The sequence below is a fragment of the Moritella sp. JT01 genome, from assembly GCF_001574435.1.
Taxonomy (GTDB): domain Bacteria; phylum Pseudomonadota; class Gammaproteobacteria; order Enterobacterales; family Moritellaceae; genus Moritella.
On sequence record NZ_LOCN01000015.1, the window covers coordinates 134,667 to 153,631 of the forward strand.

Sequence of the window (18,965 nt, forward strand, 5' to 3'; positions counted from 1 at the left end):
AACTTTGGAACAACGCATTAATTCATTGCTAAAGCCTCACAAGTATAACCACTCTAAATCCCTCAAGACTCAATCCAACCCAATGTATGCATTAATACTTAATGATTAGAGACACTAAATATTAGTGACTAAGATCACTTATTTGGCATTAATAATGCGATGTCGATTCTCCCTGCCGATAACCTGGTAACAATGTAATTACGATAGTGTTGTCGCGTTTTCATGCGCATTAACACTCACGATACTCATGATTATAAGGATGTACCCACGTGAATTTCTTATCAAGTTTTAAAGGCCGGATAATTACAGTCATTATGTTACTGCTTATTACAACGCTAGCAATTTCGAACTTACTTTCTTATCGTCAAATGTCTTTATTAATTAAAGAAGATATCGATAACTACTCAACACTAAAAATACATAGCACGTCAGACAAAATAAACACATGGTTTCAAACTATTAAAGATGGTTTAATCGGAACAGCTCCTGACTTTGCTAAACCGCATAACGATTACCAAATTAATTTAATGGTTCAACAGATTAATGCATCAACAAAAGCAACGGATATTCTTGTTGGGTTTGAAGATGGTAGCTCATACAGTGCTATGACTGGCACTCGTTATGTCGCTGATTACGACCCTCGTTCTCGTGCTTGGTATGAAGATGCGAAACGTAGAGGTACAACAATTATTACCCCGATGTATAAAGACGCACTGACTAAAAATTTATTAGTCAGTATTGCCGAACCTTTCTATAAAGATGGGCAACTTGTCGGTGTATTACTTGCTGATATCGAACTAAACATACTTGAAGATATCGTTAAATCATCAGCATCTGACCATGCCAGCACTAGCCTATTTGACGAAGTCGGCACTATAATCGCGTCAACAGATAAAATAGAAGATCCAGGAAAATCAAAACTTGCAGACAATAGTGCTCTAACAGAACTACAACAGGCAATACTAACAGGAGACGCTGGTCATCTAACCCATTCAGTTAATGGCAAAGAAAAAATCAGCTATTTTGATTCAATTAAACTTGATAACCAGCTAAGCTGGCATATATTGGTAACGGTAGATAAAAAGGCTCACTACGCAGTGATCGCAGATAGTTTAGAAAACTCAATCATCATTGCTCTTATCATGATACTTGTTGCCTCCGTGTTGATATACGTTTGCCTTAATAAACTCTACCAACCAATCATCGCACTAAAATCGACGCTTCAAGACCTAGCGCAAGGCAATGGTGATTTAACCCAGCGACTTGAAGTAACAAGTAAAGATGATTTAGGTCAGATTGCTGAAGCGGTAAATACCTTTATTGCGAATCTCCAAACAATCATGCTAGAAATATCGCAATCAACAACACATATTTCTAGCGGTATTGAGCAACTTCGATCCCATACCGAACACAATAATGCCGTATTAATTGACCACGCCAGTGAAACAGATCAGGTCGTTGTCGCAGTAACAGAAATGAGTTCGACTGCTGACAGTGTGGCTCAAAGTGCAGCGCAAAGTGCAACCTTCACACAAAAATCAACCGATGAGGCACACCAATCTAAAACGGTAGTTCAAGGTGCAGTAAACGGGGTTGCAGACTTAGTAAATGAAGTTGAAGCAATGGCGTTAAATATTCAAACCATGAATGAAGATACTCACAAAATTAGCTCGGTATTAAGTGTCATTGGTGAAATTGCAGATCAAACTAACCTACTTGCATTAAATGCTGCGATTGAAGCGGCACGTGCAGGTGAACAAGGCCGAGGCTTCGCGGTTGTTGCAGATGAAGTTAGAACACTAGCGGCAAGAACCCAGCAAAGTACCTCAGAGATTAACGAGATGCTAACCCGCTTACGCAGTGGTGCTGATACCGTTGTAAAAGCCATGGACGCAACGAAATTGAGTTGTCAACAAACCGCAGATACAACAGCAAGTGTGAATGTCAGCCTTGATTCTATGACGAATTCAGTGATGCAAATTAATGATCTCGGTATTCAAATTGCGACAGCAGCAGAAGAACAAAGCTCAGTAACAGAAGAGATAAACCGTAACATGACAATGATTCAAAACATGGTTTCTCAGTTAACTGAAAATGGTGAAAAAACCATGGACAGTACACATACTCTGGCAAGTACGAATGATCAACTTGTTGCCATTGTTGGACAGTTCAAGCTGCAATAATTTGATTTGATATAGGCCTTCATCGTTTTGAAGGTCTACCGATTAAATTAGGATAATTTTAAGCAACTATTTTATAAAAATCACCTTGCAATTGTAAGCCATCGTAAGTTTTCACTGATTGTCGAAACTAAGTATATACAACAAGTTATCTTGTATATATCATCCGCTGACTATCACACACTAATGAACATTTATACAAAGTTACTGCGTATTTTTTATCATTAAAATACAAAAAACTACAATTTCAAAGGATTTTATTTCATGGGCTTTATGGCGAGTTTTAAAGGAAGAATCATCTCGGTTGTTATTTTATTATTGATAACCTCACTGACAATTGCGAGTTATATCTCCTATAAGCAATTATCAAACTCAATGGTAAATAATATTGACCAATACTCAAAATTAAAAGTTCAAAGCACAACTGATAAAATTACCGATTGGTTTGAAACAATTAAAGATGCATTAACTCAAACAGCACCAAGTTTTGCTATAACGAGAGACGATGAACAAACATTACGTATGGTGAGACAAGTTGCAAATGCAACTAAAGCTACCGATATAATTGTAGGCTATGAAGACGGACGTACATTTAGTGCATTAGAGGGTTTTATTCCATTATCAGTCTTGGATGCAAGAACCAGAACTTGGTATAAAAGTGCACGACAGAATCAAACGACAGAAATCACCAACATTTATAAGCATGCCATCTCTGGTGAGCTTATTATTAGTATTGCCGAACCATTTTATGAAAACGGTCAATTGAAAGGCGTACTATTGGCTGACATTAACTTAAACATGCTTAAAGACATGATCAAAAAATCCGCATTCTTTGGCGCCACAACGAGTCTGTATGATATCAGCGCCATGACAATCGCATCAACGGATAACCAAGAAATTATCGGTAAAAAAATGCAACCATATGATAATTCTTACACCGCGCTTCAAAGAGAAATATTTCAAAATAATACGGGTACGTTTCAATTTGAAAATAATGGTCTAAACCAAATTGTATACTATAAAACGTTACATTTAGATGATAAATCAAGCTGGAAAATTGTGGTCACCATAGATAAATCAGTGCTCTTCTTACCTGTTCAAAACAGCCTGAATAACTCAATTATCAGCAATGTATTACTTGTCATTCTTGCCTCAATTATGATATTTATCGCCCTTTCACGTTTATACCGACCTATCCTAGCTTTAAAAGCGACCGTTTATGACTTAGCACAAGGCGATGCAGATCTAACTCGACGCTTAGAGGTGAATAGCCGTGATGACCTCGGACAAATTGCCGAATCAGTGAATGCGTTTGTCAGCAATTTACAACGCATGATGTTAGAAATATCAGTGTCAACGGATCATATCTCAATGGGTGTTGAACAATTAAAAGCACAGACAGAACATAACAATTCAGTGCTGATCGATCACGCAAGTGAAACAGATCAAGTGGTTGTTGCGGTAACAGAAATGAGTTCAACAGCAGATTGCGTTGCTCAAAGTGCCGCACAATCGGCAACGTTCACTCAGCAATCAGCTGACGAAGCGCATCGCTCAAAAGTAGTTGTCGAAGGTGCTGTACATGGGGTGGCTGATTTAGTGAATGAAGTTGAAGCAATGGCGTTAAATATTCAAACCATGAATGAAGATACTCACAAAATCAGCTCGGTATTAAGTGTTATTGGAGAAATTGCAGACCAAACTAACCTACTTGCATTAAATGCTGCAATTGAAGCAGCACGCGCAGGTGAACAAGGACGTGGCTTTGCCGTCGTTGCTGACGAAGTACGTACACTTGCAGCAAGAACACAACAAAGTACATCTGAAATTAACGAGATGCTAACCCGCTTACGTAACGGGGCCGATATGGTTGTGCGGGCGATGGATATCACTAAAGCAAGCTGCCAACAAACAGCCGCGACGACAGCAAGTGTCAATGATAACCTCGATTCAATGACTGACTCTGTAATGAAAATTAATGATCTTGGTATCCAAATAGCAACCGCAGCTGAAGAACAAAGTTCGGTGACCGAAGAAATTAATCGTAATATGACGATGATCCAAAGCATGGTTAATCAACTTACTGAAAATGGCGAAAAGACCATGGACAGCACACGTAATCTAGCAAGTTGTAATGAACAACTATTAGCTATAGTTGGCCAATTTAAACTAGAATAACCACAAGATAAAATATCAAACTTTGTGGTATTTTATAGTCACAAAGTTTGATATATAATGATAATCAAGAACTTCACGCCAAAACTAACCTTACAAAACATTACAAAACCCTACCGAAACCTTCATATGAATGATAGGATGTTCAAAAAACTGCCATAATCTGAATATATATTGGCAAATCAGCTGAATAGCAAGATTTATAACTATTAAAGGGTATGAACTCACGTGGATTTTCTATCAAGTTTTAAAGGGCGAATAATATCTGTCATTATTCTGCTCTTAATAATCACCTTAACTATTTCTAATTTATTTTCTTATCGCCAATTATCTTCTTCAATATCGAGTAATATCAACGATTACTCGATATTAAAAGTGGACACCACATCGGCAAAAATCAACACTTGGTTTCAGACTATTAAAGAAGGTTTGATTGCGACGGCACCCGATTTTGCGCAGACGCGTGATGACGAGCAATTAAACCTCATGGTTCGACAAATTACCGCAGCGACAAAAGCCAGTGATATTGTTGTGGGTTTTGCAGATGGTCGTTCTTATGGCGCAGCAAGTGGCAAGCGAGATCTGGCAAGTTACGATCCTCGAACACGTGACTGGTATACCCTAGCACAACAAAAACGCACCACGATCGTAACTGCAATGTATAAAGATGCGCTAACTAAGCAATTACTTATCAGTATTGCGTCACCGTTTTATAAAAATGGTCAACTTGAAGGTGTGCTACTTGCCGATATCGAGTTAGGCGTTTTGAATGATATGGTTCGTGCATCAGCATTTGCCAACGCGGTAACAAGCTTACACGATAACCAAGGCACCACCATCGCATCAACAGAGCAGATCCGTAATCCAGGACAAAGCAAGCTAGCTGATGATAGGGGTTATGCGCAACTACAACAAGAAATACTAAACAAAGATGAAGGTGTAACGAACTTCACTGTCAATGGTGCAGATAAAGTAAGTTACTTTGAAAGCATCAAGCTAGATGACTCGATGAGCTGGCATTTACTCATCACAGTAGATCAATCTGCTCACTATGCAACAGTACAAGAGCTATTAAAAGACAGCATACTCAGTGCCCTGCTCCTTATTTTCGTTGCATCCGCTATCGTATATGCCGCACTTAATCGATTATACCGTCCAATTCTGGCGTTAAAGTCAACGATTGTAGACCTTGCTCAAGGCAACGCTGATTTAACACAACGCTTAGCGGTAAACAGCAATGATGATTTGGGTCAGATTGCCGAGGCGGTAAATCGCTTCGTGAGCAACTTACAAGCAATGATGTTAGAAATATCACAATCAACAGATCATATTTCCTCAGGTATTGAGCAATTAAGATCGCAAACTGAGCACAATAATACAGTACTCATCGACCATGCGAGTGAAACAGACCAGGTTGTTGTCGCGATCACAGAAATGAGTTCTACCGCTGACAGCGTTGCCCAAAATGCAGCGCAATCTGCAACCTTCACTCAGCAATCTGCAGACGAGGCACATAAATCAAAAGCGGTTGTAGAAGGTGCTGTGCACGGTGTGGCAGACTTAGTTAATGAAGTTGAAGCAATGGCTCTGAACATTCAAACAATGAATGAAGACACCGATAGGATCAGTACTGTATTGAGTGTTATTGGTGAAATTGCAGACCAGACTAACTTACTGGCATTAAATGCCGCAATTGAAGCGGCACGTGCTGGTGAGCAAGGTCGTGGTTTTGCGGTTGTCGCTGATGAAGTGCGTACGCTAGCAGCACGCACACAACAAAGTACGTCTGAGATTAACGAAATGTTAGCCCGCCTACGTAACGGCGCAGACATGGTTGTTCGTGCTATGGACATCACCAAAGCCAGTTGTCAACAAACAGCGGCGACGACAGCAAGCGTAAATGATAACCTCGATTCAATGACCAACTCTGTCATGCAGATTAACGATCTTGGTATTCAAATCGCAACCGCAGCCGAAGAGCAAAGCTCAGTAACGGAAGAAATTAACCGTAACATGACTATGATCCAAGGTATGGTTAATCAACTGACCGAAAATGGTGAGAAAACCATGGACAGTACACGTAACCTAGCAAGTTCAAATGAACAACTCGTCGCTATTGTGGGTCAGTTTAAATTGAAGTAAGACGTTGTAAGTAATAAGCTAAACTACAGAAAAAAAAGGCCTTTAGCATTGTTTGATACAGTACTAAAGGCCTTTTTATTAAGCTTAATTGTTAGCGGTAGCTATTTAACCATTAACCAACTGAATCAATCGCATCCGTTAAGATAGCGACAACCACATCAATCTCCTCAGCCTGGATAATCAGTGGTGGTAACATCCGAATCGTTGAACCAAAACGTCCACCTAATTCGATAATCAAACCACGACGTAGTGCCGCTTGTTGAATGTCTTTTGCACGTCGACCATCTTGCGGTAGATTACCTAACGCATCTCGTTCGCCATTAGGATCAACAATCTCGATACCTAACATCAAGCCACGACCTCGAACATCACCAATAACGTCACTTTCAATCGCTTCTAAGTCATGTTTTAACTTAGCGCCCATCGCACCCGCATGTAAATGTAGCTGCTCTTGAGCAAGGTGACGCATCACCACCAACCCCGAGGCCATAGCCAATTGATTACCACGGAATGTTCCCGCGTGAGCACCAGGCTCCCATTTATCAAAGTCATTATGATAAATAATTGCGGCTAATGGTTGCCCACCACCTAGTGCTTTAGAGACAACAATCACATCCGGTTCAATATCGGCATGTTCAAACGCAAATACTTTACCCGTACGCCCCATACCGGCTTGAATTTCATCAATGATGAGTAGAATACCGTGACGTTTAGTAATATCACGTAAACCTTTAAGCCATGTTGGATCAGCAGGTAATGAACCAGCTTCGCCCTGCACTGCTTCAACGATGATCGCAGCGGGTTTAGCAACGCCTGATTCAGGATCTGTTAGCATCGTCTCTAGTTGATAAAGACTGGCTTTAATCCCTGTTTCACCTAAACCATAAGGACAGCGAGGTGCATACGGGAATGGCATAATTTGCACATCCGCTCCCGTCATACTCAATGCAGATTTAGGCCCTAAGTTGCCCATCATTGCTAACGCGCCATGCGTCATGCCATGATAAGCACCCGAGAATGCCAGTATCGAACGACGGCCAGTAGCAATTTTAGCCAATTTTAATGCCGCTTCCACTGCATCTGAACCACAAGGGCTACACATTTGAATACGTGCATGTTCAGCCATATCTCCCGGTAACAAATCCAATAACTGGGTCATAAACTGATCTTTAATCGGCGTCATCAGATCTAACGTTTGCATTGGTACTTCTGATTGCACAGCTTGTATCAAGGCTTCTGTCACGTCGGGATGACTATGACCCAATGCTAACGTCCCCGCGGCAGCTAAACAATCAATAAAGATCTGTTGTTCAGTATCTTCAACAAAGATACCTTGACCGCGTTTCAGCGCAAATGGCAAACGACGCGGATAACTGCGTGCATTTGATTCACGCAGTTCTTGACGTTGTAAATAGCTATTAGTCGCTAGCACACGTGTAGGCTGACTAAGAAACGAAGCAAGATTTAACGCAACGGGCGTTGTTGGACGCATCATCGGTTTATCGTTATTCATTTCTGTCACATAATTTAAAACTTCGCTCACGACGTTTCCACCTTTTCTGATCTTGTATTCATTAAGCTTGACCTAATGTCGCCTTAAAATCCCGATAATCAAATTGATTCAGGGTTTCAATTTTTCCGTCAATACCGTCAGCATCTACACGTTTAAAGTAGATACTTGGCATTTTTAGGCCGTTAAACCAATTAAGCTTTACCATGGTATAACCCGCTGAATCTTTGATCGTTAAACGATCACCGACTTGTAAGGGCTGCGGAAAGTTGGCTTCACCAAATATATCTCCCGCTAAACATGAACAACTGCCAATGATATAAGGGTACTGACCAGCTTCAGTCGCTTCAGCAAAACTCGCAGGCTCGTTATAAATAAGCGTGTCTAAACGATGCGCTTCAGTTGCACTGTCTACAATCGCTGTTTTTTTATCGTTTTCAACAACATCTAATACCGACACAACTAAATCTGTCGTATCAGTAATAATGGCTTCACCCGGTTCAAGATAAAGCTGTACTTGGTGCTTTTCAGCAAATGCTTTAAGCACTAACGCTAATTCAGCCACTGGATAACCAGGGTAAGTGAAGAACAAACCACCGCCTAAGCTAACCCAAGAAACTTGATCTAAGTGCGCTGAAAACTGTTCTGAAATTGTGTTAAGAATAGTGCTGTAAGCAACAAAGTCCTTGTTTTCACAATTCATGTGGAACATCAAACCATCAAGTTTAGACACTGTTTCCGCAGTTAACCCTGCTTGTTTAACACCTAAGCGAGAATATGCACGCGCTGGATCGGCAAGATCTTGGCCTGCATAGCTCACTTCAGGGTTTATACGTAGCCCAACGCTGCTCGCTGCGTTTAACAAAGGTTGCATGCGTTCAAGTTGTGATACCGAATTAAAAATGATTTTATCGGCGATATCACGCACAGCAATCACGTCATCTTCGCTGTAACCCACGCTATAAGCATGTGTTTCACCAGGAAATGTGTCGTGACCTAGCTGTACTTCGTACGGACCACTGCTGGTTGTACCGTCAAGGTATTTACTGATGGTGTTAAATGTTCCCCATGTCGAGAAACACTTCAATGCCAATACCAGTTTCACGCCAGAAAGATTTTTTAACTGCTTGCAGATTTCAAGGTTACGCAGCAGTTTATCTTCATGGATCATAAAATAAGGTGTTTTCAGAGGTGCATTTGGCGCCCCAGAGAATGTCGCTTTAGCAGCCGACATTACTCGCAATCCAACTCTTGAACTTCCCACTTTAGACCAATGCGAGGCATCAATTCTAAGAAGTCATCAGGGTTAAGCTGTTCTACGTTGAACAAACCAACCTCGCTCCACTTACCTTGGAAGTAAAGTAATGCGGCAGTGATTGCTGGTACACCCGTTGTGTAAGAAATCGCTTGGTGCTCAACTTCTTTATAAGCTTCTTCGTGATCACAAATGTTGTAAACGAATACGCTACGCGGCTTTCCAGCTTTCGTTCCACGTACCCAAGTACCGATACAAGTTTTGCCTGTGTAACCTTCAGCAAGTGATGTAGGATCCGGTAAGATCGCTTTTAATACTTTAAGTGGTTCAACCGTTATACCGTCCGTTGTTGTTACTGGTACTTGGCTTAATAAACCAATGTCACGCATTACATTAAAATAGTTTAGGTAGTTATCAGAGAAACCCATCCAGAATTCAATGCGTTTAGCTGGAATGAATTCTGCTAATGAACGTACTTCATCGTGCGCCATTGAGTAAACTTTTTGCTGACCAACGACAGGAAAATCAAATTCCATTACACGACTGTGACAAGGTACTTGATGCCACTCTTTGTTCTCGTAATAGAATGAATCGCCTAAGATCTCTAACATGTTTGTTTCTGGATCGAAGTTAGTTGCAAAGCGTTGACCGTGATCACCCGCGTTTACGTCCATTACGTCGATGCTATCGATTTCATCAAACAAGTGCTTGTAGGCATACGTTGCGAATACGCTTACTACGCCGGGATCAAAACCAGCACCGAGAATACCTGTGATGCCGGCTTTTTCGAAGTCGTCACGGAATGCCCATTGTGGATCGTAAGCTTCTGGTACTTGCTGACCTTCACTGCATAAATCAGTCGCAACAGATGTATCAAGGTAAGCCGTTTTCGTTGCTACACACGCAGCCATAATGGCCACGTTAACCCATGGAGGACCGGCATTGATTACAAGGTCTGGGTTCACTTCTTCAATCAGTGCAATTAGCGCATCTTTATTATCAACATTAATCTGGCGTGATACTAAGCGACGACTCTTATCTTTTAAGTTGTCGCGGTTATGCACACTGGTGATGATCTTGTCACATTTAGCGATTGTGCGTGATGCAATTGTAATATCACCAAACACGTCATTATTTTGTGCACATTTATGCGCAATAACCCAACCAACACCACCAGCACCAATTTGTAATACAGACATATCTATTCCTTAAACTTATTCTTTGTTATTTATTAATTAGCTTTTAGATTCAATATCTAAACAGCCTATCCTGTCACTAATTGGCGTATTCAAGAAACGCCAACCGGTATTATCTTTGCTTTGTCTACTTGATATAATCTTGCTCTGCAGCAAAGTCAGCAATCTTGGTAAACAGACTTTCAAAATCACTTAACTGCAAGCATGGATTCAAAATGGTCAGTTTTAAGCAGGTATAACCATTGATTTTGGTCTCACCTAATACTGCCTGTCCTGCGGTTAATAAATCTAAACGTAAACGCTGATTGATCATGCTGATTTCTTCTTCATGCTCAATGCTTACATCGCTGTTTGTAGATAAATGGTTATATCTGAATAACACTGTGCTTAATTGCGGTTGCGCTAACAGTTCAAACTTGGCTGTCGCTGTCACTAACGCAGCCACATCTTGAGTTAAGCTAATTAGGTGATCGTACATCGCACCAAACTTGTCCGTACCTAAAGCCTGCATAGACATCAGTAGTTTTAACGCATCAAAACGCTTCGTCGTGGCAATCGATTTGTCCACCAAGTTTGGAAGTTCATCAGTTTCACGATTAAGATAATCCGCATGATGTAGCAAGTATTTGAAATTGTGGTTATCACGAATAAGCAATGCGCCACAGCTAATCGGTTGGAAGAATAACTTGTGGAAATCTGTACTAATCGAATCGGCTAGCTCAATACCAGCCAGACGATCTTTGTGTGAGCTTAGGATCAATGCGCCACCATAAGCACCATCAACGTGGAACCACATATTGTGTTGTTCACTGATAGCCGCAATCGCTTGCAGATCATCAATCGCACCAAGATCTGTCGTACCCGCCGTACCAACCACACTGAATGGGATCAAGTCTTGCGACTGTAGATCGGCAATCGTTGTAGTGAGTGCGTTAATATCTAAACAGCCAAATTCGTCGGTCGCCACAGTAACCACGGCACGTTCGCCAAGTCCCATTAACGATGCTGATTTTTGCACGGTAAAATGACTTGTTTGTGAGCACAGGATACGGAGCTTTTTCGCGTAACTTGGTAAACCGTCCTTCTGTACGCTTTCACCCGAGATCTGTTCTACCGCACGGTCACGCGCCAATAACAGACCCATTAAGTTACTTTGTGTACCACCACTGGTAAACACACCATCAGCGCCATTATTTGTCGCTGACGGCACAAGGTCATAACCAAACAATTCACATAACCAATCTGTCATTTTCTGTTCAACATAGGTTGCAGAAGACGCTTGGTCCCATGAATCCATTGATTGATTTAATGCCGAGATAATCGTTTCAGCAGCAAGCGCGGGGATTAACGGTGGCGTGTGTAAATGCGCAATACAATGCGGGTGTTGTACGATAATGGCGTTTTTACCAATGAGGTTAACATTGTTAGAAATGATTTCAGCCAAGGGTGCAATCGGCGATTTACCAATTGGCATCGCCATGATTTGTGCATTTAACTGCGCAGGTTCAAGCCCTGAATACGGTGCATCAACAGCGGTAAACATCGCTGATAATTCACGTGCAGAATGCTCTATTGCGTTAAGGTAATGCGGTTGTGCTTTAGGATCAAGATGTACGAATACATCAGACCAATCACTGTTGTGATTTGAGTTTTGGTTTGAGTTTTTCATCATTCTTCAAATTTTAAATAAAAAAATGCATATTCGAATGTTTAATCGCGCTAAAAACGTTTTAATCACGCTAAAGACAAGAGTTTAAACAAGCGAACAGATAAGCTGCGTTGAGCAACAGATAGAAAATGCTAAATTTTAGGCAAAGCGGTAAAGCGCTCGCGCTAATCAGAGATCAGAAGTACGGTAGGGAAATACGAAATGTGTGATTAATGGTTTCTATCACTGTGTTTTAAAGTCCATATAAAAACAAAATAATCGAGGAGCTCGATTTAATGGCGACAATGTAAGTTAAATGTAATTTAGATGCAAGTGTTTTATGTCGAAATTATTATAAATTAATCTGTAAATACAAGATCATTTGGTGATAACAACCAGTTTGTTAACAAACCATATACATATTTAGAAGGCTTAACACTACCGTTTATTTAAGATAATATAGCCCATATATTGATGTACGAGACATTAAATAGTATTACTCGCTACTAAATTTGGCGTTATACGCTCGTATCTAGGAATAAAATTGATGACGAATATTATTTTTGAACAAATACCGATACAAGAAAATGGTGAACCTCTACTCTGTCTTGCTGAACTCGGCTTCATACTTGAACCAGCCTATTTCAATATGGGCCTTTCAGATGACCCGAATCTCTATGCTAGAGAGGGCGTTGTAAAAAAATTGATACAGATTAGTAACCGCCTAGGAGAATACCGTTTCAAAATTTGGGATCCTTGGAGATCAAGAGAAGTCCAAAATAATATTTATCAAAAATATTGGTCAGAACTCAGCACAGAACACCCCGAATGGGATGAGGATCAACTGAAGGATGAAGTTGGAAAGTTTGTCACTGTTCCAGATAATCCTGAACGCGTTCCACCTCATGCGACTGGTGGCTCTGTTGATCTGACATTAGTTGACTTAGATGGAAACGAACTTGATATGGGGACTTGTTTCGATCACTTCGGAGCAGAAGCTGCAACGCTTTACTACGAAGAAGATGGAAGAGATATAGCGATAAGAGATAATCGCCGACTGTTGCGCCAGGCTATGGAAAGTGCAGGCTTTCGATCTGACGAAGATGAATGGTGGCATTTCGATTACGGAAATCAGCTCTGGGCAGCTCAATTTGGTCATGATTTTGCTATTTATGGTGAAAAATAAGCTTTAGTTTTCCGCCCCCAATAACGCTATCGTTTACGGCGCGGCTGAACTCTGATTTTCTAAAGGTGAGGTATCTATGTATATATTAACAGCCCTCACCTTGTTATCACTGTCATAGATAAACATATCGACAAATGGGATAGACACTTGTCCATTATCTTTTGTGGTATATGTCACAACTCCCTCTGCTGCTACGTTACATTCGTCTATCCAGATATGCCGCAACTTGTGACTCATTCCTTTAACAGAGCTAAAAAAATCTTTTTGTGCTTTGCGAATAGCCTCTCGTCCCTTAGAAGCAGGAAAATTAGCAAATTTAAACGTTGAATCATGAGTTATAACGGCTTGATACGTCTCAAGATCTATACGTGCAGTATCAATCGCGGTAAAGGTGTCATACACAGTACTTTTAATAATGTTGCATTGTTTAGCTGCACAACCGAAAAACTCAAAGCCGATACCAAGCAAATAATACCGATTTTTTATCATTATGCCCTCCTTTACCCTTTACACTCTTGTGTTTAATTCTTTTTAATGAGTCTAGTTTAAGCGCAGGATTAGGGGAAATCGTAATGTAGATAGTGTATTAAGCATCGGATTTTTATCTCAAATATCATAAAATATATAAATACATCTTTGATTAAAATTTCATATCCGATCAATTATTGAATATGGCAACAAGATAAAATAACTGAGTATGCCCTTCATGCTCAGTTATATTCACGCATATCCATTCTCATAAAGTCTTCATAAATAGATTAAAATCAGAACCACTTAACACGATATTTATTATAATAAATATTTGATGTTTTTATATGAATTTTCGTATTTAAGTTATAAGTGCCATATGACATTATTGAAATACAATAATATAATAAAAGATGGACTAAAGTGGATATTAAACACCTAATTTTAGCTGCTACGATACTAACAAGCTCGATGATTAACGCCGAGGAATACACGGCGCCACCTAAAATCATGAGTTATAACGTGTATATGCTCTCAAGCACACTATTTCATACCAGCCAAACGAAAAGAGCGGAGCTTCTTACGCAATCCAACATTTTTGACATCACAGATATTGTTTCTTTTAACGAAGCATTTGATAATGAAAGTAGCCAAATTATCTCTGATGGATTAAAAGAACGCTTCCCTTATTACACCCCCGTTCTAGGTCGAGAAATAGACGGTTGGGACAACACGGACGGAAATTGGGATCCGTTCACCCCTGAAGATGGCGGTGTATTTGTGATGAGCCGCTACCCGATAAAGTACAAAGCACAATATATATTTTCCAATGCTTGTGGCGCAGACGATCTATCTCAAAAAGGTTTTGTTTACGTCAAAATTAAGAAAGGTAATAAATTATTCCATATTATCGCCACGCACGTACAGGCAGATGATCCCGGTTGCTCAAATCCTGCCGATATCCGAGCTCAACAATTCGAAGAAATAACCCGATATATAGCCCAACAAAACATCCCGAATAATGAAATGGTCATCATTGCTGGTGATTTGAACGTAGCCAAAAATTCAAATGAATTTGATTCAATGTTATTAGCTTTAAACAGCTCTGAACCCGACAGCTTTGCTGGTGCTGATTATTCATGGGATCCCGCTGCGAATGCGTTAGCGTACGACAGTTATCCCAACCTAGATGGTCTATTACTCGACTATATCTTAATTGAAAATAATCACCTACAACCTGAATTTTGGCACAATCAAATACTCGATGTGATATCACCGAAAGTAGAAATATCAGGCACACTTGACAAGTATTATGCTTATGAATACTCAGATCATTTCCCTGTAACCGCTTTTGAATATGCCGATAGCACGACGCTAACCCAAAGCTTTAGACCAAACAACACACCGTACAACAATATCAAAATTGAACACGTCGATACGAGTAGTTACATTAAAGCTGATACTGACAAGTGGATCACTACCGCCGATATAAATAATCCGTTATCGATAGAATTTAAACTTGACACTTGGATACCTAAAGATGCATTTTGCGTACACGATGATGATTACATCCAACTATCACTAACAGGTGACTATTCGAATTACTTTTGGAATTGGGATTTGTGGGGTTATTACTATGCACGAGAAAATAATGCCGCTGATTACTTAAAAATACGACGTAAAAACCCGCAAAGTGGCTGTATCAAAGATGGTGATGAAATCTATATGTATGATCATTCAGAATTAGGACCTGATGAGTACCTGCTACCCGATGGATTAGGATGGATGATTTCAGCAACAATGCCATTTAAAAACGATGGTCTATTTATAATCAAAATGCCTGAAGCTACCTACACAGATTGGTCGCATGAATTGCATTACCGTTAACCAATAAGTAAAAGGAAGTAGACAAAATATTATCTATTTCCTTTTAATCCGAGCATTCTTGAACCGTAAATTAAAATTAATTGAATCATCACTATAGCCGAGTATATCCGGTCCATTATCCTGCCCATATTTGTTAAAGTGACTACCACCGATTGAACTAATACCCAGAAAATCAATTCCCACAGATTTACGACTACAGGTCTAACACAGCTCCGCTATGCAGAAACGGCATGTCATTAACCTTATCACCGCAACATGAGCACGTTTTAGAACTCGCATACCACTGCTACATATCACAAGATGATGGTCTCATACCGACAACCAAGAAAAGAACCTACGGAGTGTTAAGCTACTGATACAACAGGATTAAAAGTTTACTATGGAGTTTATAATGTGAAGGTGTTGAATAAAAAAAACCACTGCTTAGCAGTGGTTAGAAGTACAGTTAAATTATAACTTAGTTAATATGTTTTGAGATCACACTAGATAACACAGTAGCAACTTTCATATCAGCTGTATCTTTACCAACATTATAAGTATTAATTTCTCTTGTTTTTAAATCATGAATATTACTAATTGCAATGACATCACGTTGAATACCAAAACCAAAAAGGTCAATCATTAATGTTTTATTTAATGATTTATCACCAATAATAACAATAGCGTTATACGCAGATAACATCTTTTTTGTCAGTTGATCAGCTTTAGTTATACGACTATCAATAAATAAGATGTCGGCATTAACCTCCAAAGGAGCCCCCCGATTACCGGGCTTATCTTGTTCAAGCTGTAATTGTTGCATAGCAAGAAAAACACCATTATCTTGAGCGCTAACGGAATCTAAACTTGATGCATTCACGCCAGATGTAAGTAGTAGCATGCCTACAGCAATAGTATTTTTAAATAAATTCATCTCGATCACCCTATTATAATAATGTTTCTTTTTTAAGACGGAATGTTTGACCTTTTTGGTCAGTTATACATTCTGTAGCAACCACTACACCGTAATCAGCATCCACTATTTTTGTATCTTCGTCTGCAATATCCCAATTAGAGCCATACATATTTAAATGTGTACGAGCAATTTTAAGTGAATTACCAAAAATAAGGTTTTGCGACGTACAAGAACTAGAATCCTCTGTATAATTCTCTTGCCATGCTTCATAACTTGTTAAAGGATAGCTACGATAAAGGTCTTCACCCCAAATTTCTGCCGCATTGACAACACGATTCCAGCCATCATTACTAGCCTGATAATCATAAGCAGCGGCCCCTAATGCAAGAGTATTGATTTTTTGCGTAACAGCAGTACCAATGTCATTACCTTGGCCTACAGATTTCAGCGTCAGTACATTATGTGTTTGTGATGATGATGTCGTTTGATCAAAGCCAAAAGAAACGCCTAAACCAGCAGAAGGTCCATCTGATTTACTCGCCTGAAACTCACCGCTGATATTGAAGCTAAATGATGTACTATTAGCAATATCAACTGTATTTCCACCCGCATTGGTTGATGATGGAAATGTTTCAGTACCAATTAACTGATTCCCAAACCTCTTCCCTTGAGGAATACAGCTTGCATTTATAGCTCCATCACCGCATGTTTCAGCTAAATATTTCCAAGTTAAACGCTCAATTTCCGCGTCGTCATTAGTCTCTTGCATAGCTTTAAATTCCGCCGAGTCATATGCAGATTCACCAGCAATATAATTAAACTGAGAGTTACCATGAAAAACTTGTCCAATATATCCTTCCGAGTACCAAAAGAATGGAAGAACATTTTCGTCATACCAACTTATTTCGCCACCCCAATTAACAGTCTGTTTTGATACATCGACAGAACCATCAACAATAACGACATAGTCTGTTTTATTAGATTGCGAAAACATTAATAAGTCGATGGTACGTGCAACATCAAGTTGCTCCGTAACAGGGTAACTATTGCTGCCATCTTGGTAAGCGCCATTAACAGTAGTCAAATAGTATGTATCTTCAATTTGACCATCGGTAAACCGTACGGCTTGGCATAGATTGCTAATATGTCCAGCACCCTCAGTATCACTAAGTACACCATTAATATACTTGACTTTCTGATTGAAAACATCGCATGCAGTTCTTGGGTCTTTATATGCTTGAAATTGATCAGCACCGTGGAAATAAGCATCATCAATACCATCAATTGGACTTGCATTAGCTAAACCAGATGCAACTAATAGAGCTGCATAGCTCATTTTAAAATATTTTTTATTCATGAAATTCCTTTCCTTGTATATCACTATAAAAAGATCGTAATTAAACACAGCCAGTTAATGTTAATCTATTGCTTACTTTGCGTTAACGGCTGAAACTTAACACTCATAAAAGTTAACATTTAAGATCGAAGTAATCATAAAAACACCATCAAACTTATGTGAATAAAAAATCAAATTAATATAAAGGTATTATCAAATAGAATACACATTATCAACCGGACTAAAAAACCAACAAAAACAATACATTGATACTATCAACATAACTTTGAGATACGAATGTGCAGGATCAGTAATACGAGATTATCTATGGCTAATTTGTAAAGACCTGTCATTTTCATTATTGTTACGCTAATTAAAAAAGTATTAATTAAATTACGTATAATACAAAAAACGCCAGATATAGATCCAGATTCGCGAAGGGCTAGCCAAATACGATACAGTGAATTAGGCCTAAGATTTGATAAGTCGTAATGTGGCATTAAACTGTAGGCTATTATCTAAATAATAAAAGATATAAATACATCTTTTATTAAAATTTAATATCCGTTAAATTATTAAGATAAATTAAAACCAAAATCACTTAACATGATTATTATAATCAAAATACCTCAAGCTACTTATACCGGTTAGCCGCATGAACTTTATTACCGTTAACCAGTAATAAAACGGAAGTAGATAAAACATTGCCTGCATTAAGTGACATCTCCATGTTCAACTGGTTGTATTTTACACAACAAAGTTATAAACCCCTACGTAACTTAAAACAGAACAGGTAAGACCAGATGTAATAAAATTACATTATTAACATAGATAAAATATAAAGTTTCAGTTTTCATCATTATAGTTATTTAATAAGAGTTCGATTCGTTAAAAACAACTATTAAATACATACAAAATAAAAACACACCAAGTAACCATTCAATAAAGTACACGTAATAAGCATCAAATACATTACCCCTTAAAATAGGTAGATGCTATATTGATTTACATTAAATACCTTACCTATCCTGGTAAAACTATTTTTAAATAATAAACAAATCGATATTGGAATTAATTATGACTGCGA

12 protein-coding genes are annotated in these 18,965 nt (G+C 39.1%); 5 read left to right on the forward strand and 7 right to left on the reverse strand.

Annotated elements, in window-relative coordinates:
• Window positions 1–269: 269 nt before the first annotated feature.
• From AKG98_RS13260 to AKG98_RS13270, 3 genes are all read left to right on the forward strand, one after another.
• Entirely contained in the window at window positions 270–2,183 is a 1,914-nt protein-coding gene (locus tag AKG98_RS13260; protein ID WP_067046442.1) for a methyl-accepting chemotaxis protein, read from the forward strand.
• Between the two features lie 261 nt (window positions 2,184–2,444).
• Window positions 2,445–4,358 carry a methyl-accepting chemotaxis protein gene (locus AKG98_RS13265; protein WP_067046444.1) on the forward strand — a complete coding sequence of 638 codons (1,914 nt, stop codon included), beginning with the start codon at window positions 2,445–2,447 and terminating at the stop codon, window positions 4,356–4,358.
• Between the two features lie 225 nt (window positions 4,359–4,583).
• A complete protein-coding gene (locus AKG98_RS13270; protein WP_067046446.1) occupies window positions 4,584–6,497 on the forward strand; it encodes a methyl-accepting chemotaxis protein in 1,914 nt (637 codons plus the stop codon).
• A gap of 112 nt (window positions 6,498–6,609) precedes the next feature.
• On the opposite strand, the gene AKG98_RS13275 is transcribed toward AKG98_RS13270, so the two are convergent.
• The 4 genes from AKG98_RS13275 to AKG98_RS13290 all read right to left on the reverse strand — a co-directional run bounded on the left by AKG98_RS13275 (window position 6,610) and on the right by AKG98_RS13290 (window position 12,130).
• Window positions 6,610–8,040: a diaminobutyrate--2-oxoglutarate transaminase family protein gene (locus AKG98_RS13275; RefSeq protein ID WP_228140294.1), complete on the reverse strand. Its 1,431-nt coding sequence runs from the start codon at window positions 8,038–8,040 to the stop codon at window positions 6,610–6,612.
• 31 nt (window positions 8,041–8,071) lie between these two features.
• Window positions 8,072–9,241 (reverse strand): carboxynorspermidine decarboxylase, encoded by a 1,170-nt coding sequence (gene nspC / locus AKG98_RS13280; RefSeq protein WP_067046448.1) that lies wholly within the window; start codon window positions 9,239–9,241, stop codon window positions 8,072–8,074.
• Complete coding sequence (locus tag AKG98_RS13285; protein ID WP_067046450.1) at window positions 9,241–10,461, reverse strand: carboxynorspermidine synthase; 1,221 nt, start codon at window positions 10,459–10,461, stop codon at window positions 9,241–9,243. Before AKG98_RS13285 ends, nspC begins: the two co-directional genes overlap by 1 nt.
• A gap of 124 nt (window positions 10,462–10,585) precedes the next feature.
• The gene (locus tag AKG98_RS13290; RefSeq protein WP_083543963.1) at window positions 10,586–12,130 is read right to left on the reverse strand and encodes an aspartate aminotransferase family protein; all 1,545 of its coding nucleotides are present in this window, start codon (window positions 12,128–12,130) and stop codon (window positions 10,586–10,588) included.
• Between the two features lie 523 nt (window positions 12,131–12,653).
• Here AKG98_RS13290 and AKG98_RS13295 point away from each other — a divergent pair.
• Window positions 12,654–13,292 carry a M15 family metallopeptidase gene (locus AKG98_RS13295; RefSeq protein WP_067046454.1) on the forward strand — a complete coding sequence of 213 codons (639 nt, stop codon included), beginning with the start codon at window positions 12,654–12,656 and terminating at the stop codon, window positions 13,290–13,292.
• Between the two features lie 33 nt (window positions 13,293–13,325).
• Here the strand turns inward: AKG98_RS13295 and AKG98_RS13300 are convergent, their stop codons facing one another.
• Window positions 13,326–13,781: a nuclear transport factor 2 family protein gene (locus AKG98_RS13300; RefSeq protein WP_067046455.1), complete on the reverse strand. Its 456-nt coding sequence runs from the start codon at window positions 13,779–13,781 to the stop codon at window positions 13,326–13,328.
• A 402-nt stretch (window positions 13,782–14,183) separates the two neighbouring features.
• Here AKG98_RS13300 and sph point away from each other — a divergent pair, with 402 nt between their 5' ends.
• A complete protein-coding gene (gene sph / locus AKG98_RS13305; RefSeq protein WP_067046456.1) occupies window positions 14,184–15,647 on the forward strand; it encodes a sphingomyelin phosphodiesterase in 1,464 nt (487 codons plus the stop codon).
• Window positions 15,648–16,104: 457 nt separating this feature from the next.
• Here sph and AKG98_RS13310 read toward each other — a convergent pair whose 3' ends face one another.
• Complete coding sequence (locus AKG98_RS13310) at window positions 16,105–16,560, reverse strand: hypothetical protein (protein ID WP_067046458.1); 456 nt, start codon at window positions 16,558–16,560, stop codon at window positions 16,105–16,107.
• Between the two features lie 13 nt (window positions 16,561–16,573).
• A complete protein-coding gene (locus AKG98_RS13315; protein ID WP_067046462.1) occupies window positions 16,574–17,899 on the reverse strand; it encodes an excinuclease ABC subunit B in 1,326 nt (441 codons plus the stop codon).
• Between the last annotated feature and the right edge of the window lie 1,066 nt (window positions 17,900–18,965).

Coding starts and splice junctions, on each gene's coding strand:
- AKG98_RS13265 (WP_067046444.1), top strand. CDS start 2,445: ATGGGCTTTATGGCGAGTTTTAAAGGAAGAATCATCTCGGTTGTTATT.
- nspC (WP_067046448.1), bottom strand. CDS start 9,241: ATGTCGGCTGCTAAAGCGACATTCTCTGGGGCGCCAAATGCACCTCTG.
- AKG98_RS13285 (WP_067046450.1), bottom strand. CDS start 10,461: ATGTCTGTATTACAAATTGGTGCTGGTGGTGTTGGTTGGGTTATTGCG.
- AKG98_RS13290 (WP_083543963.1), bottom strand. CDS start 12,130: ATGATGAAAAACTCAAACCAAAACTCAAATCACAACAGTGATTGGTCT.
- AKG98_RS13295 (WP_067046454.1), top strand. CDS start 12,654: ATGACGAATATTATTTTTGAACAAATACCGATACAAGAAAATGGTGAA.
- AKG98_RS13300 (WP_067046455.1), bottom strand. CDS start 13,781: ATGATAAAAAATCGGTATTATTTGCTTGGTATCGGCTTTGAGTTTTTC.
- AKG98_RS13310 (WP_067046458.1), bottom strand. CDS start 16,560: ATGAATTTATTTAAAAATACTATTGCTGTAGGCATGCTACTACTTACA.
- AKG98_RS13315 (WP_067046462.1), bottom strand. CDS start 17,899: ATGAATAAAAAATATTTTAAAATGAGCTATGCAGCTCTATTAGTTGCA.